This window comes from Janthinobacterium sp. CG3 (assembly GCF_000344615.1).
GTDB lineage: Bacteria > Pseudomonadota > Gammaproteobacteria > Burkholderiales > Burkholderiaceae_D > Janthinobacterium.
Window position 1 is genome coordinate 5458181 of sequence record NZ_KB467824.1, and the last position, 15616, is coordinate 5473796.

Annotated in this window: 16 protein-coding genes; 11 read left to right on the top strand and 5 right to left on the bottom strand. The window is 68.1% G+C overall.

What is annotated here, in order from left to right:
* Positions 1-2: 2 nt before the first annotated feature.
* Positions 3-1136 (top strand): T6SS immunity protein Tli4 family protein, encoded by a 1134-nt coding sequence (locus JANGC3_RS33385; RefSeq protein WP_198292052.1) that lies wholly within the window; start codon positions 3-5, stop codon positions 1134-1136.
* Positions 1126-1383, top strand: a complete 258-nt coding sequence (locus tag JANGC3_RS0124230) for a PAAR domain-containing protein (RefSeq protein ID WP_017879084.1) — start codon at positions 1126-1128, stop codon at positions 1381-1383. Before JANGC3_RS33385 ends, JANGC3_RS0124230 begins: the two co-directional genes overlap by 11 nt.
* A gap of 64 nt (positions 1384-1447) precedes the next feature.
* On the opposite strand, the gene map is transcribed toward JANGC3_RS0124230, so the two are convergent.
* Together map and JANGC3_RS0124240 are read right to left on the bottom strand one after the other, a co-directional pair.
* Positions 1448-2281, bottom strand: a complete 834-nt coding sequence (map, locus tag JANGC3_RS0124235; protein ID WP_017879085.1) for a type I methionyl aminopeptidase — start codon at positions 2279-2281, stop codon at positions 1448-1450.
* 5 nt (positions 2282-2286) lie between these two features.
* Positions 2287-2883, bottom strand: a complete 597-nt coding sequence (locus tag JANGC3_RS0124240) for a TetR/AcrR family transcriptional regulator (RefSeq protein WP_017879086.1) — start codon at positions 2881-2883, stop codon at positions 2287-2289.
* Between the two features lie 256 nt (positions 2884-3139).
* Here JANGC3_RS0124240 and JANGC3_RS0124245 point away from each other — a divergent pair, with 256 nt between their 5' ends.
* From JANGC3_RS0124245 to JANGC3_RS0124260, 4 genes are all read left to right on the top strand, one after another.
* Positions 3140-4060, top strand: a complete 921-nt coding sequence (locus tag JANGC3_RS0124245; RefSeq protein WP_017879087.1) for a GGDEF domain-containing response regulator — start codon at positions 3140-3142, stop codon at positions 4058-4060.
* Positions 4061-4070: 10 nt separating this feature from the next.
* On the top strand, positions 4071-8723 hold the full coding sequence (locus JANGC3_RS0124250; protein ID WP_017879088.1) for a CHASE domain-containing protein: 4653 nt from the start codon (positions 4071-4073) through the stop codon (positions 8721-8723).
* Between the two features lie 86 nt (positions 8724-8809).
* Entirely contained in the window at positions 8810-9397 is a 588-nt protein-coding gene (locus JANGC3_RS0124255; RefSeq protein WP_017879089.1) for an O-methyltransferase, read from the top strand.
* Positions 9394-9897 carry a GNAT family N-acetyltransferase gene (locus JANGC3_RS0124260; RefSeq protein WP_017879090.1) on the top strand — a complete coding sequence of 168 codons (504 nt, stop codon included), beginning with the start codon at positions 9394-9396 and terminating at the stop codon, positions 9895-9897. The genes JANGC3_RS0124255 and JANGC3_RS0124260 overlap by 4 nt, the downstream gene beginning before the upstream one ends.
* Here the strand turns inward: JANGC3_RS0124260 and JANGC3_RS30010 are convergent.
* Positions 9894-10610 carry a transposase gene (locus JANGC3_RS30010; protein WP_017879091.1) on the bottom strand — a complete coding sequence of 239 codons (717 nt, stop codon included), beginning with the start codon at positions 10608-10610 and terminating at the stop codon, positions 9894-9896. The two genes, JANGC3_RS0124260 and JANGC3_RS30010, sit on opposite strands and share 4 nt — an antisense overlap.
* A 54-nt stretch (positions 10611-10664) precedes the next feature.
* On the opposite strand from JANGC3_RS30010, the gene JANGC3_RS30015 reads away from it, so the two are divergent.
* Entirely contained in the window at positions 10665-11078 is a 414-nt protein-coding gene (locus tag JANGC3_RS30015) for an O-methyltransferase (protein ID WP_017879092.1), read from the top strand.
* 15 nt (positions 11079-11093) lie between these two features.
* Positions 11094-11252 (top strand): hypothetical protein, encoded by a 159-nt coding sequence (locus tag JANGC3_RS33960; RefSeq protein ID WP_017879093.1) that lies wholly within the window; start codon positions 11094-11096, stop codon positions 11250-11252.
* Positions 11253-11279: 27 nt separating this feature from the next.
* On the opposite strand, the gene JANGC3_RS30020 is transcribed toward JANGC3_RS33960, so the two are convergent.
* Positions 11280-12413 (bottom strand): serine hydrolase domain-containing protein, encoded by a 1134-nt coding sequence (locus JANGC3_RS30020; RefSeq protein WP_017879094.1) that lies wholly within the window; start codon positions 12411-12413, stop codon positions 11280-11282.
* Positions 12414-12488: 75 nt separating this feature from the next.
* Positions 12489-13382: a LysR family transcriptional regulator gene (locus JANGC3_RS0124280; protein ID WP_035787930.1), complete on the bottom strand. Its 894-nt coding sequence runs from the start codon at positions 13380-13382 to the stop codon at positions 12489-12491.
* Positions 13383-13469: 87 nt separating this feature from the next.
* Here JANGC3_RS0124280 and JANGC3_RS0124285 point away from each other — a divergent pair, with 87 nt between their 5' ends.
* From JANGC3_RS0124285 to JANGC3_RS30975, 3 genes are all read left to right on the top strand, one after another.
* Complete coding sequence (locus tag JANGC3_RS0124285; protein WP_017879096.1) at positions 13470-14447, top strand: aldo/keto reductase; 978 nt, start codon at positions 13470-13472, stop codon at positions 14445-14447.
* Between the two features lie 79 nt (positions 14448-14526).
* Positions 14527-15363 (top strand): CheR family methyltransferase, encoded by an 837-nt coding sequence (locus tag JANGC3_RS0124290; RefSeq protein ID WP_026133450.1) that lies wholly within the window; start codon positions 14527-14529, stop codon positions 15361-15363.
* A gap of 1 nt (position 15364) precedes the next feature.
* Complete coding sequence (locus JANGC3_RS30975; RefSeq protein WP_017879098.1) at positions 15365-15610, top strand: chemotaxis protein CheB; 246 nt, start codon at positions 15365-15367, stop codon at positions 15608-15610.
* Positions 15611-15616: the final 6 nt, after the last annotated feature.

A 15616-nucleotide genomic window follows, 5' to 3' on the forward strand; every position in this document is an offset into this window, starting at 1 on the left:
CCATGACAGACACTTTATGCAAATATGCGCGCCCTCATGGCGTCGCGATCTTCATTCTTGCCTTGTTACAGGCTTGTACACCCAGTTATTCATACAAGGAAAACGCCGTGCCCGAAGCCGTAAAACTGAGCGAACGCCTGCAAACGCTCTTCGCCAAAACCAAACTGGTCTGCTTCGGTCGTTATGCGCTGGAGGTACCGTTGGAGGCTCAGTTGATCATGGGTAGAGTCGGAGTTCCCCCCTTGGTCGAGGTGTTGGGCGGCGATCTGGAAGCAAGAAGATTGCAAGTCGTAAGGGATGTCGCCGAAATAAAGCTGGGAAACAACGGTGCTGAAATTACTTACAACGGCGCGGGTCCAGTCGAAGAGAGTTGGCAGCTCCGATATTACGACGGAAAGGCCGCAAAAGTGGATGGCTCGCTTTCTTTTAAAACCTATTTGACCAAAGGAGTGTTGACGTTTATTTTTGGTGGTTCTATGCGCGATGAACCCGATAATGAGCAGTCCGCCGCCGCCAGGCAAGCGCAACTGGCCAATAATTTTCGGCTACGCGGCGCAGCCGAGATCCCCAATGAGCCAGGATTTTGTATCGAGCACGGCTTCGTTGCCGATAACCTTTACGCGGACCAAGAAACGGCCAGTGCTGGAATTTACCTTCCTAGCTTTCCGGACGTAACTTTTTCAATCAGTTCAAACAAGGACGCCTATTCGGATTACCCACCGGCCGATTATGAAAGGTTGAAGCTCGAGCTGTCCATGCTGGCCCGCATCGAACAGGCGAAAAAAGACCAGGGCGGTTCCTATCCCAGCCGCACGCTGCTGCGCGAAGGCAAGCGCGATGTGCAGCACTGGCACGGAGAAGAGTCGTTGATCAAGCGCGACGACGGCGCCCACGATTTCGAGTGGGCCCTGGTCGGCAGGCCGAAGGACGTCGCCTATCCCGCCGAGTTTGGCGTCCGTATGTACAGCAAGGTCGCCCACAACTCCGTCGGCGCCGCCAAGTCGGTGTCGGTGAGCGACGACGAAGCGGTGGCGCTGTGGGACCGGCTGCTGGCGGGCCTGAAGTTCCGCGTCAAGGTGCCGGGCGCGCCGGAAGGCTCCTATTTCACGCCCAGCGAGAAAGCGCATGAAAAATGAGGGGCGCGGCGTCATCCGCCTGCATGACAAAACCGACCACGGCGGCCAAGTTATCGCGGCGTCATCCGGGACGACCGTCATGGGCCAGCCCGCTGCGTTGGCGGGCGACATGACACATTGCCCGCAGTGCAAAGGCGACTTTCCCATCACGCCCGACGGCGCCGGCGCCAAGAACCAAGGCCGCCCGTACGCCTATCACGGCGACGTGACAGCCTGCGGCGCGAAGCTGATATCGACACTGGGGTAGGTGGGGAAACGATTCATGCTGACCGCTTTCGCACTGTCCGGGCCGCCGCCGTCCCTGCGCGCTGTTACGCCGTGGCCTGCTCCGCCTTCGGCGCCTCGATGCCCATCCCCCCCAGCGCCGACAGCGTGAAAATCTCGAACCCCGTCTGCGTCACCGCCAGGCTGTGCTCGAACTGCGCCGACAGCGAGCGGTCCTTGGTCACCGTGGTCCATTTGTCGGGCAGCACCTTGACCTGGTAGTTGCCGGCGTTGAGCATCGGCTCGATCGTGAAAATCATGCCCGGCTCGAGCACCACGCCGGTGCCGGCGCGGCCGTAGTGCAGCACCTGCGGCGCGTCGTGGAACACCTGGCCCAGGCCGTGGCCGCAAAAATCGCGCACCGACGAGAAGCCCTGGGCCCGCGCCACCGCCTCGATGGCCGCGCCGACGTCGCCCAGCGTGGCGCCGGGGCGCACCGTGTTGACGCCGGCCATCATCGCCGCGTAGGCGGTGTCGACCAGCCGCGCCGCCAGGATCGACACCGCGCCGACCCGGAAGGTGCGGCTGGTGTCGCCGTGCCAGCCCTCGAACTTCGGCGTGACGTCGATGTTGACGATGTCGCCGTCGCGCAGGATTTTGGTGGCCGACGGAATGCCGTGCGTGACGACGTGGTTGACCGAGATGCAGCTGGCGTGCTGGTAGCCGTGGTAGTCGATGGTGGCGGGAACGCTGCCGGCGGCGCGCATGAACTCCTCGCACAACTGGTCGAGCGCGGCTGTCGAGACGCCCGCCTTGACGTGCGGGGCGATGAAGTCGAGCGTGTCGGCGGCGATGCGGCCGGCCGCGCGCATGGCGGCGAAGCCCGCCTCGTCGTGCAGCGGGATGCGTTTGCCGTGGTCGGTTTGGGTCGAGTAGCGCATGGAAATCAGTCCGTTTCAGAGGTGGTGGCCCAGGCCCGCACGGCGTCGTGCGAGGCGCGCAGGATGGCGTCGGCGCTGGCCGGTATCGCCTGGTGTTGTAGTAGATAGGGTTTGACCACGGCGACCGGGCCGTCGATCAGAATAAAGCGCAGCATGGCGGCGCCGTCGCCGTCGCCGCGCCGCGGCAACGCCAGCAGGCAGCGCGCGAAGCAGTCGTCCAGCGCCGCTTGCTCGGCCTCCAGCGCCGCGTGCAGCGCCGGCGCCAGCGCCGCCTCGGCCACCGCGTAGTCCTCGCATTGCAGCAGGAACCTGGCGTAGACCGGCTTGCGGCGGCACCAGTCGAGCAGGGCGGCGACCGCGCTCCAGGTGTCGCCGGCCTGCCAGCGGTTCGCCACGTCCAGGCGGAAATCGCCTTTGACGCGCAGCCAGGCGCGCGCCAGGATCGCGCCGCGCGAGTCGAAGCGGTGGTATACCGAGCCGATCGGCGCGCCGGCGCGCACCGCGATGGCCGCCATCGACACCGCCGCCATGCCGCATTGCGCGGCGACGTCGATGGCGCCGTCGATGAAATTGTCTTCGTTGAATTTTGCCAGTCTCACCATGTCAAATAGAATATCGATTCTATTTGAGCCTGTCAAGGCGCGAATAAAATAGCCATTCTATTTGCGCCGGCCGGCCGGCCCGACGCCGGCGCGCGCTTGAACTGGCGCAAGCTGCGTGCCCGCGGGGCTTGCGCCGGGTCGCCTGTCTGGCATAAAACTAGGGTATTTGTTGCCGTCCCTGTAAGATATAGCCTTCGGATGGGCTCGGCCATCCCCGGCTACCATGTATGAACCACGTCGCACGGAGACTGCAGCAATGCCAAAGCCGCCTGAACCAAACAGCCTGATCCTGATTATCGACGACAGCGTCGACGCGATTCGCTTGTTGAGCGGCATGTTGAAGGACATGGGGCAGATTATCTTCGCCACCAGCGGCGCGGCCGGCATCGAGCTGGCCCAGCAGCGCCGGCCGCAACTGATCCTGCTCGACGTCGAGATGCAGGCGATGGACGGGCACGAGGTGTGCCGGCGCCTGAAGGGCGACAGCGACATGGCCGACTGCGCGGTGATTTTCGTCACCGCGCAAACCACCATGGACAGCGAGGTGGCGGCGCTGGAGGCCGGCGCGGTCGACTTCATCAGCAAGCCGCTGAACGCGCCGGTGGTGCGGGCGCGCGTGCGCACCCACCTGAAACTGCAGCGCGCCACCGCCGCGCTGACCCACCTGGCCAACAAGGACGGCCTGACGGGCCTGTTCAACCGGCGTTATTTCGACGAGCAGCTGACCCGCGAATTCCTGCGCCACAAGCGCCAGGGCTTGCCGCTGAGCCTGGCGTTCATCGACATCGACTGCTTCAAGGCTTATAACGACCACTACGGCCACCAGAGCGGCGACGCCTGCCTGAAGCGGGTGGCCGAGGCGATCGAGGCGGCCACCCAGCGCCCGTCCGAGCTGGTGGCGCGCTACGGCGGCGAGGAATTCGTCGTGCTGCTGCCCTACACCGACGCCGCCGACGCCGCCAAATACGGCGCCTGGCTGTGCGAGCAGGTGGCGCGCGAGGCGCTGCAGCACGCCCGCTCGCCGGTGGCGCCGCAGGTCACCGTCAGCGTCGGCCTGAGTTCGCTGGTGCCGGGCGAGGGCAATTCGGCGCCGGCGCTGGTGGCCGACGCCGACCGCGCGCTGTACCGGGCCAAATCGGCCGGGCGCAACCGCGCCGTCAGCGCCACGCCGCTGTAACGGCGCCAGCGTGGCCAACGCCAGCGCGCCCGCGCCGCCCCCGCCCGCCGCGCCGCGGCCCGGCCCGCGCGCGCGCTGGCGCGAGGGCGCCGCGCTGGCCCTGTTCGCGCTGGCGTATTTCGGCGCGGCGCGCCTGAGCCTGCTGCTCGCCTTCGCCGACAGCAACGCCACGCCGGTCTGGCCGCCGTCCGGCATCGCCTTCGCCATGGTGGTCCTGTTCGGCTACCGCATGTGGCCGGGCATCCTGGCCGGCGCCTTCGCCGCCAACCTGGCGGTGTTCAGCGCCAACCACGTCGCGCCGGGCTGGAGCGGGGTGCTGGTGTCGGCCGCCATCGGCTGCGGCAACACCCTCGAGGCGTTGCTGGGCGCCTACCTGCTGCTGCGCTTTGCCGGCCCCGCCAAACAGCTGACCCAGCTGCAAAACATCTACAAGTTCGGCGTCATCGCCGTGTTGATGTGCCTGCTCAGCGCCGGCGTCGGCACGCTCGCGCTGGTCGCCGGCGGCGTCGTGGCGCCGGCCGCCCAGTGGCAGGTGATGAGCGTCTGGTGGCTGGGCGACATCGCCGGCGTCGTCATCGTCGGCCCGGCGCTGCTGGCATGGAGCGGCTACCGCCGGCGCCGCTGGAACGCCGCGCTGGCGCTGGAGGTGCTGGCCTCGTTGCAAGTGCTGCTGCTGTTGCTGGCGCTGGTGTTCGGCCAGCGCTTCGCCGCCGACGGCGAGCTGCGCTGGCTGGCCTACCTGCTGATCCCGTGCATCGGCTGGGCCGCGCACCGCCACGGCCTGAGGGGCGCCAGCCTGGTGTGCCTGCTGGCGGCGGCCGCCGCGGTGGCCGGCACCGTGCACGGCCTCGGGCCGTTCGCCGCCGGCACCCTGAACGACGCGCTGGTGGCGATCCAGAGCTTCAGCGTGCTGTGCAGCCTGATCGGCCTGGTGCTGTGCGCCGACATGAGCGAGCGCGGCCGCCAGGACCGGCGCGCGCGCGCCGGCCGGCGCAACGTCGGCCACTGGCTGACGCTGCTGGTCGGGGTCGGCCTGACGGTGTTCATCTGGCAGTTGATCGCCGTCGCCACCGAGCGCCGCGCCCACGAGCGCTTCGCCACGCTGGTCGGCAATATCGAGCAGCGCATCAACGAGCGCATGCAAACCTACGAGCTGGGGCTGCGCAGCACCCAGGCGCTGTTCAAGGCCTCCGGCCGGGTCGAGCGCGCCGAATGGCGCGACTTCGTCGCCACGCTGGCGGTCGACCGCAACTTCCCCGGCCTGCAGGTGGTCGGCTACGCCGAGGCGCTGGCGCCGGCGGCCAGGGACGGCTTCGAGCGGGTCGTGCGCGCCCAGGGTTTTCCGCGGTTCCGCCTGTGGCCGGAAGGCGAGCGCGCCGGCTACACCGCGATCACCCTGTTCGAGCCGGAGTCGGCCGGCAACTGGCGCGCCTTCGGCTACGACATGTTCGCCGAGCCGGTGCGCCACGCGGCGATGGCCCGCGCCCGCGACTGGGGCGACGCGGCGCTGTCGGGCAAGGTGACGCTGGTGCAGGAAGCCGGCGCCAAGGCGCAGGCCGGCTTCCTGATGTACCTGCCGGTGTACCGCCGCGGCATGCCGCTGGCCGGCGTGGCGCAGCGCCGCCAGGCGCTGCAGGGCTACGTCTACAGCGCCTTCCGCATGGACGATTTGATGCGCGGCATCCTGGCCCAGGCCGGCCACAGCGTCAGCCTGGAGATCTTCGACGGCAGCGTCGCCGCCGAGGCCGGGCGCATGTACGCCAGCGCGCGCCGCTCGGAGCAGGAGCGGCGCGGCTATCCGAACCCGTTCGTGTCGCAACAGGTGATCGAGCTGGCCGACCACGCCTGGACCATGCGGGTGACCTCGCTGGCCGCCTTCGAGGACGGCGTCGACCGGCAAAAGTCGCAGATCGTGCTGATCGCCGGCACCGTCATCAGCCTGCTGTTCTTCGGCGTCGTGCGGGCCTTGTCGGCGCGCCGCGAATACGCGGTGGCGCTGGCGCGCGACATGACGGCGGCGCTCAAGCAGTCCGAGCGCAAGTTCGAGTCGCTGGTCGACGCCGCCAGCGAGTTTTCCATCGTCGCCAGCGACCCGGCCGGCACCATCCGCGTCTTCAGCAGCGGCGCCGAGCGCATGCTGGGCTACCGCGCCGACGAGATGGTCGGCCGCCACAGCACCGTGCTGCTGCACCTGGCGGCCGAGGTGGCCGCCCGCGGCGCCGAGCTGAGCGCGCAGCTCGGCCGCGACGTGCAGGGCGCCGCCGTGCTGGTCGAGCTGCCGCGGCTGGGCCAGGCCGAGTCGCGCGAATGGACTTACGTGCGCAAGGACGGCTCGCTGCTGCCGGTGAGCCTGGTGGTGACGCCGATCCTCGACGCCGACGGCGCCATCAGCGGCTTCCTCGGCGTGGCCAAGGACATCACCGGACCGAAGCAGCTGCGGGCGTCGCTGCTGGCGGCCAAGGAGTTGGCCGAGGCGGCCAGCCGCGCCAAGAGCGAGTTCGTGGCCAACATGAGCCACGAGATCCGCACGCCGCTGAACGCGGTGCTGGGCATGGCCCACCTGCTGGGCGGCAGCGCGCTGTCGGACGAGCAGCGCAAATACCTCGACATGATCCGCGTCTCGGGGCAGTCGCTGCTGAGCGTACTCAACGACATCCTCGACTTTTCAAAAATCGAGGCCGGCCGCATGGAGCTGGCGCCGGCGCCGTTCCAGCTCGGCGAGGTGCTCAACGCGTTGGCGACCATCATGGCCGTGAACGGCGGCGAAAAGGACCTCGAACTGGCCATCGGCGTCGAGCCGGACGTGCCGCAACTGCTGGTCGGCGACGCGCTGCGGCTGCAGCAGGTACTCATCAACCTGGTCGGCAACGCCATCAAATTCACCGAGGACGGCGAAGTGTCGGTGCTGGTCGAACTGGTGCGGCGCGACGCCGCCACGGCGCTGCTGCGCTTTCGCGTGCGCGACAGCGGCATCGGCATGGACGCCGAGCAGCAGGGCCGGCTGTTCTCGGCCTTTTCGCAGGCCGACGCCTCGACCACGCGGCGCTTCGGCGGCACCGGCCTGGGGCTGGCGATCTGCCGCCGCCTGGTCGACCTGATGGGCGGCGACATCGAGGTGCGCAGCGCGCTGGGCGCCGGCTGCGAATTTTGCGTGACGCTGCCGCTGGGAGCGGCGCCGGCGCCGGCGCCGCAACCGGCCGCGCCGCTGCGCCTGCTGGTGGTCGACGACAACCTGACCAGCCGCGATTACCTGTGCAAGACCATCCGCGGCTGGCGCTGGCAGGCCGACAGCGCCGCCAGCGGCGCCGCGGCGATCGAGCAGGTGCTGGCGCGCCACGCCGCCGGCGAGCGCTACGACGCCGTGCTGGCCGACTGGCAGATGGCCGGCATGGACGGGCTCGAAACCATGCGCGCGCTGCGCCAGCTGGCGCCGCAGGCGGCGATGCCGGTGCTGGTGATGGTCAGCGCCTTCGGCCGCGGCAAGCTGATGCGCGAAGACGGCGTCGCCGAGGCCGACGCCATCCTGCTCAAGCCGGTCACGGCGTCGAGCCTGTTCGACACGCTGCACCAGGCGCTGGCGCCGCGCGCCGAGCGCGGCGCGCCGTTCGCGCCGCGCCACCGCATCGACGGCGCCCGCCTGCTGCTGGTCGAGGACAACCCGCTCAACCAGGTGGTGGCGCGCGCCATGCTCGAGCAGGCCGGCGCCAGCGTCGACACGCTCGACGACGGCGCCAAGGCGCTGGCGCGGCTGCGCGCCGACGCCCAGCGCTACGACCTGGTGCTGATGGACGTGCAAATGCCGGTGATGGACGGCTTCGCCGCCACCGCCGCCATCCGCGCCGAGCTGGGGCTGACCTTGCCGGTGCTGGCGATGACGGCCGGCGTCATGCTGTCCGAGCGCGAACAGTGCCTGGCCTCGGGCATGAACGACTTCATCGCCAAGCCGATCGACGTCGAGCAGATGTTGGCGACGATCGCCCGCCACCTGCCGGCCGGGCGCGCGCTGCGCCCCGGCGCGGCGCAGGCGGTGGCCGCGGCGGCGGCGGCCACGCGCGAGCGCGGCGGCGTGTTCGACCCGGGCCAGCTGCTGAAATACAGCAAGGACAAGCCGGCCCTGCGCGCCACGCTGCTGGCGCTGATCGGCACGCTGAGCACCCGCGGCCCGCTCGACATGGACGCCGCCCGCGCCGCCTGGAGCGAGGGCCGCGGCGAACACGCGGCGCGCCTGCTGCACGGCCTGCGCGGCTCGGTCGGCACCTTGGGCGCGCAGCGCTTCGCGGCGGCGGCGCAGGCGCTGGAGACGGCGTTGCGCGGCGCCGACGCGGCGCGGGTGGCGCCGCTGTTCGACGCCGCCGGGCGCGAAATGGCGGCCACGGCGGCGGCGGCGCGGGCCTGGCTGGCGGCGCAGGGCGCGGCGGCGGACGGCGCCGGCGCCCAGGCCGGCGCCGACGCCGACGCCGACGCGGGGCTCGACGGCGCGCGCATCGAACACTGGCGCAATCTGCTGGCCGGGCAAGACCTGGATGCCTGCGACGGCTACGCCGCGCTGCGCCCGGCGTTGCGCCGGCAACTGGCGCCGGCGCAATGCGCCGCCCTCGACGGCGCCATGGAGCGACTCGACTTCAAGACCGCGCTGGTGCTGGTGGCAACGGTCGGCAACTGAGGCCGGCCGCGCAAAATCTTGTTATTTACTTGCTATTTGTAATAACATCTACCCATTTTGTTTACTGTTGAAACGGGGGCGAGGACATGACCGCATTGAACGCGCTGCTGCGCGAACTGGAAGCGTTTGGCGAAGACAACGACCACAGCCACGCGCAGCGCGAGCAGCGAATGCTCAACATCACGCGCGACACCGGCGAACTGCTGGCGGTGCTGGTGCAGGCCCGCGGCGCCCGCCGCCTGCTGGAGATCGGCACCTCGAACGGTTATTCGACGCTGTGGCTGGCGCGCGCCACCGCCGCGCTCGGCGGCAGCGTCACCACGGTCGAGTATGCGGCGCATAAATTCGCGCTGGCTCAGGCCAATTTCGCCCGCGCCGGGCTGGGCGGGAGCATCCGGCCGCTGCTGGCCGACGCCGGCCGGGTGCTGGCCGAGGCGGCCGACGGCGCCTACGATTTCATCTTCCTCGACGCCGAGCGCAGCCAGTACCAGGCCTGGTGGCCGCAGCTCGAACGCGTGCTGTGCGCCGGCGGCGTGCTGGTGGTCGACAACGCCACCTCGCACTACGCCGAAATGGCCGCCTTCGTGCAGGCGATCGGCGCCGACGCCGGCTTCACCAGCTGCCTGGTTCCGGTCGGTAAGGGCGAGTTCATCGCCGTCAAGGCCGGCGCATGACGGCGGCGCGGCGCGGCGCGCTAGCGTTCAGGGTCGGCGGCGCGGCCGACATCGCCGCCTTGTGGGCGCTGCGCTCGGCGGCGCTGCGGCGCGGTTGCGCGTCGCACTATCCGCCGCGGGTCGTCGAACTCTGGTCGGCCTGCGCGCCGCCGGACGGCTACGCCGGCCTGCTCGACGGCGGCGGCGCCGTGCTGGCGGAGTCGGAGCAAGGATTGCTGGGATACGCGGTCCTGGACCGCGCCAGCGGCGAGGTCTGCGCCGTCTTCGTCGACCCCGACTGCGGCGGGCGCGGCGTCGGCAAGGCGCTGCTGCAAGCGCTGTGCGAACTGGCCTGCGCCGACGGCATCGCCAGGCTGTACCTGTACGCGTCGCTGAACGCGGTCGACTTTTACCGCGCGGCCGGCTTCACGGCGATCCGCGACGAGCAGTACGCCCACCCCTGCGGCGTCGCGCTCAGCTGCGTCTACATGGAGATGGCGCTGCTAATGCCGTTCAGTTAAGGATTTTCTTTGGTTGTCTTGGCCCATTTAGTTGTCTTGGTTGTCTCTGTTGTACTGGTTCCTTTTGTTGTCTTATAAGGACAGCGCTGTGGTTTTGACTTGACAGTGCGAGCGAACTTTCGATCGGGCCGTGGCGGGTCATGCAGAAGGACCAAACGCTGCCGCAGGCGTTGCAATAACGCCGGCATTTTGCCTTGCGCCTTTGTAATTGCTAGCCAGCGCGGCTCATACTGGAAACCATGGGATGCTCGGATGAAGCTAATGTCCGTCGGTTCGCAATTGGCCTCCAGCGCGGCTTTTGCCATTTCTGTGCGCAGCAAGTTGTAGGCGATAAGCAAGCCCCAAATCTCCTGGTTGATCCCCTGCTTGGTTCTGCTGCGCAAAGTGTGCTTCATCCCGATCATCGATTGCTTGATTTCCAGATAGCTCGTTTCAAGGTGCCAGCGCCGGGCGTAGCATGCAACCAGTTCTGCCGCGGGGAACAGCAGGCGCTCATTGAGCGACGTCAGCAGCGTGGAAACGCGTCCCTTGGCATCAATGGTTCTGATGGCGCGCGCTTGCCAAGTCTTGGGCAGGCTGGGGTCGAGTTTGCGGGCTTCCGCCGAAACCTTCATCCGTACCAGCGCGTCAGCGTCGCTTTCCTCGAGTACCGTCCACTTGGTAGTGCTCTTGGCGGGTATCAGGAAGTGCCGGTTTTTTCTACGGGTACTCAAGCCGACCAGGATTTCCGCGCTCTATTTTATCCAACGTCGACACGGAGCGAGGACATGACCGCATTGAACGCGCTGCTGCGCGAACTGGAAGCGTTTGGCGAAGACAACGACCACAGCCACGCGCAACGCGAGCGCAGAATGCTCAACATCACGCGCGACACCGGCGAACTGCTGGCGGTGCTGGTGCAGGCCCGCGGCGTCCGCCGCCTGCTGGAAATCGGCACCGCGAACGGTTATTCGACGCAGTGGCTGGCGCGCGCCACCGCCGCGCTCGGCGGCAGCGTCACCACGGTCGAGTATGCGGCGCATAAATTCGCGCTGGCGCAGGCCAATTTCGCCCGCGCCGGGTCGGGCGCGAGCATCCGGGCGCTGCTGGCCGACGCCGGCCGGGTGCTGGCCGAGGCCGCCGACGGCTCCTACGATTTCATCTTCCTCGATTCCGAGCGCAGCCAGTACCAGGCTTGGTGACCGCAGCTCGAGCGCGTGCTGCGCGCCGGCGGCGTGCTGGTGGTCGACAACGCCACCTCGCACTACGCCGAAATGGCCGCCTTCGTGGAGGCGATCGGCGCCGACGCCGGCTTCACCTGCTGCCTGGTCCCGGTCGGCAAGGGCGAGTTCATCGCCGTTAAGGCGTCCGCTTGACGGTAAGCCTTGATCGGCGTGGCAAGGTTACGCCTTGCCACCCCCGCATGGCGCCGCCGCAAGCATCCTCGCGGCGACCAGGAAGTCGCTCCAACGGACCCAGCGCAGGTCGGCATCCAGCGCGGTGCCGGGCGGTACCTCACGCTTATGCGCAATGACCATGTGGCGTTTGGGCACGACCAGTAGATATTGCCCGAAATGGCCTCTAGCCGTGTAGGCGCCTTGCAGGACAGACCCTTCCGGCTCTTCCAACGTCCACCAGAGATAAGAATATCCGAGCCCGTGCCTGGTTTCGCTGGCCGGGTGCATGTCCGCCGAAGGTGTGACGCTGCGGCTGATTTTCGCCACCCAGTCGGCGGGAATGATTTGCTTGCCGCGCCACTGGCCGTGCTCAAGCATCAGGTAGCCCAGCCGCGCCAGATCCCTCGCCGACAGGTAAAAGGTGTAGGCCATGTGTTCGGAGCGGCTATGATCGCCCCCCCTCCTGTGTTTTTTCAGGTTGAAGTCTTCAAGCTGCAACGGTCCGGCCAAATCGTCGGCAAACGCCTGATATATATTTTTCTGCGTCAGCATCTCAAATGCGCTGCCTGCCGCGTTGAAATCCCAATTGTTATAGAGAAAATATGCGCCCGGCACTTGTGAACCGCGCGGCGGTGCAAAGGCGAGCTTGTCACCGCCGTTCGCGGCAGGGTGATACACGCCAGAACGTGCGCTGAGCAAATCGTGCAAGCGGGCTTGCCGTTCAATCGGTAGTAGGCCGCCGACGTCGTCGATACCGATATCGGCCATGGTTTTGTCCAAATCGACGTTGCCGTTCTCGACATACTTGCCAAACATCATGGCGAGTACGCTTTTTCGCGCCGATGCGATATGGTGCTTGGTGGAATCGACCGCGCCATAACTGAACAGGGTGCGGCCATCTTGTACCGCGACGAGTGCGGTCGTGGCCTGCGTTGTTAAATAGCTGCGAGTTGCGTCCAACTCTTTACTGCATTTTGCATCCAGGCTAGTCGTCGGGATGGTTTGCCACGACTTGCCGGGATAGACCGCATTGCCGCTTGGGGCATCCATTGCCGCCGAAGTGCAGGCGGACAAGCCAAACCATACCGGGACGATGACAAACGCTTGGAGGAGCCAGGTTCTTTTTTGAGGTACTTGCATCGGGTATTCCAAAAAATAAGGGCGGTCAGTTGGGGAAAGAAGGGCGCGGCGTTCAAGGTGCCAGCCCCGGCGGCCTCACGCCGGCGGGCCCAGGTGTTCGCGCGCCAGCGCCCGCAGCAGCGGCGTGGCCGGGTGCGCGTCGGCCGGCGTGGCCAGGCCGACGCCGAGCGCCAGTTCGCCGCCCTCGGCCAGGCTGCGGTAGCACACGCCGTCCAGGCGCAGCGCCTTGAACGACTCGGCCAGCAGCGCCACGCCCTTGCCGCTGGCGACGTCGCCGAGCAGCACGTGGTGGTCGAGCGGCTCGCGCAGGAAGCTCGGGGCGAAGCCGTGGCGGGCGAACACCGCGTGGCAGTGGTCGAAGAAGGCCGGCTGGCGCGCCCGCTCGAACCAGTACACCGCTTCGCCGCCCAGGTCGGCCAGCGCCAGCGTGCGCCGGCGCGCCAGCCGGTGCCCGCTGTGCAGCGCGACGACGATAGGCTGCGCCCCCAGCGGCTGCAGTGCCAGCTCGAAGGTTTGGCTCGGCAGCGCGACGATGGCCGCGTCCAGGCGGCCGGCGCGCAGCGCCGCCACCAGCCGCGGCGACGGCGCGAACGTCAATTCCAGCGCGCTGTGGCCCAGCGCCGCCGCCAGCGCCGCGCGCAGCGGACCGAACATGCCCGCTTCGACCGAACTGGTCAACCCGAGCCGCAGGCCGGCCGGCGCCGGGTCGCGCAGTATCGAACGTTCGGCCCGCTCCAGCAGCGCCAGGATCTGCCGCGCCTGCGGCAGCAGCTGGCGCGCCGCCTCGGTCAGCGCCACGCCCTGGGTGTCGCGCTCGAACAGGCGCACGCCAAGGCGCTGTTCCAGCGCCTTGATGGCGCGCGACAGCGGCGGCTGGGTCATGTGCAATTGCTGCGCGGCCTGGCGGAAGTTCAGGCACAGCGCCACGGCGACGAACATCTGCAATCCATTGGTGTCGAGTTTTCTCATACCTTATAGGTATCACGAAATGGCGCATTCCACAAGCCGGGCGCGGCGCCTAGACTGGCGTTTCGACTTCATTGAAAGGAACACTTCATGCAACAACGCATACTGGGTAACAGCGGCATCGCCGTGTCGGCGCTGGGGTTGGGCTGCATGGGCATGTCCGAGTTTTACGGCGCGACCGACGAGGCGCAGTCGCTGGAAACGCTGGCGGCGGCGCACGACGCCGGCGTGACGCTGTTCGACACGGCCGACACCTACGGCTTCGGCGCCAACGAGGAATTGCTCGGGCGCTTCCTGAAGGGGCGCCGCGGCCGGGCCGTCGTCGCCACCAAGGCCGGGCTGGTGCGGGCGGCCGGCGCCTACCAGCGCCGCGTCGACAATTCGCCGGCCTACCTGCGCAGCGCCTGCGAAGCCTCGCTCAAGCGCCTCGGCGTCGAGGCCATCGACCTGTATTATCTGCACCGGCTGAACCTGGAGACGCCGCTGGAGGAGTCGCTGGGCGCGCTGGCGCGGCTGGTGCGCGAGGGCAAGGTGCGGGCCATCGGCCTGAGCGAGGTCTCGCCGGCGACGCTGCGGCGCGCCGCGGCGATCCACCCGATCGCCGCGGTGCAGAGCGAGTATTCGCTGTGGACGCGCGAGCCGGAGCAGGGCGTGCTGCAAGCCTGCCGCGAGGTCGGCGCCGCCTTCGTGCCGTACAGCCCGCTGGGCCGCGGCTTCCTGACGGGCGTGGCGGCGCCCGGCGCGGCGGCGGATTTCCGCGGCCAACTGCCGCGCTTTTCGGGCGAAAACGGCGTCCGCAACCAGGCCATCGCCGACACCGTCAAGGCGATCGCGCTGGAACAGGGTTGCAGCCCGGCGCAACTGGCGCTGGCCTGGCTGCTGGCGCAGGGCGACGACATCGTGCCGATTCCCGGCACCAAACGGCTCGGCTACCTGCGCGAGAACCTCGGCGCGCTGCAGGTGCGCCTGGACCGGGCCGAGCTGGCGCGCATCGGCGCCGCGTTGCCGCTGGGCATGGCGGCCGGCGCCCGCTACACCGAGGAGGGCATGAAGGGCCTCGACGCCTGAGCGGGCGCGCCGGCCGGCGCGCTTTGCGCTTCTATCGTGTGCGAAAGACAATACGAAAGCTGGTAGCATCTGTCCGTACATGGATGGAGCGGGAGTGGCGGTGGACAAGGTGTTCGACATCGAGCTGAAATTATTGCTGGAGGGGATATTGCTGAAGTATCAGCACGACTTCCGCGATTACTCGGTCGCGTCCCTGCGCCGGCGCGTCCGCCAGGCGATGACGCGGTTTTCCTGCCAGACGGTGTCGCAGCTGCAGGACCGCGTACTGCACGAGCCGGCCGTGTTCGCCCAGATGCTGCAATACTTTACCGTGCAGGTCAGCGAGATGTTCCGCGACCCGGCGTATTTCCGCGCGCTGCGCGAGCAGGTCGTGCCGGTGCTGCGGACCTATCCGTCGATCAAGATCTGGGTGGCCGGCTGCAGCAGCGGCGAGGAAGCCTGGTCGCTGGCGATCCTGCTGCAGGAGGAGGGCCTGCTCGAGCGCAGCATGATTTACGCCACCGACATCAACGTCGACGCGCTCGCCGTCGCCGAGTCCGGCATCTACCCGATCGAGCGCATCGCCCGCTTCAGCGACAACTACCGCCTGGCCGGCGGGCGCGGCTCGCTGTCGGACTATTACACGGCGGCCTACAAGGGCGCCGTCTTCGAGCGCCGGCTGCGCAAGCAATTCGTCTTCGCCGACCACAGCCTGGCCACCGACAGCGTGTTTTCGGAGGTGCACCTGGTGTCGTGCCGCAACGTGATGATCTACTTCAACCGCGCCCTGCAAGGTCGCGCCACCGGCCTGTTCCACGAGGCCCTGGTCAAGCGCGGCTTCCTCGGCCTGGGCATGCGCGAGAGCCTGCGCTTCGGCGAGCACGCCGGGGCCTTCCGCGAAGTCGCGCCGGCCGCCAAAATCTACCAGCGGATCTGACATGGACGCACTGCCGCCGCGCGAAGTCGAGGACAAGCAAGCGCTTGCCAACGGAACCGCGTATTTCGCCGCGCCCGATTATCATGTGCTGTTCGAGTCCGAGCGCAGCGTCGCGCTGTCGCGGGACCAGGCCGTCAACTTCTCGCGCCCGTCGATCGACGCCGCGCCCGGCATCGAACAGATCGCGGCGGGCCCGGCCCGCCTGGGCAGCCCAACCAATAATACAACCGGCGCCGGCGCGCGCTAAAAGACG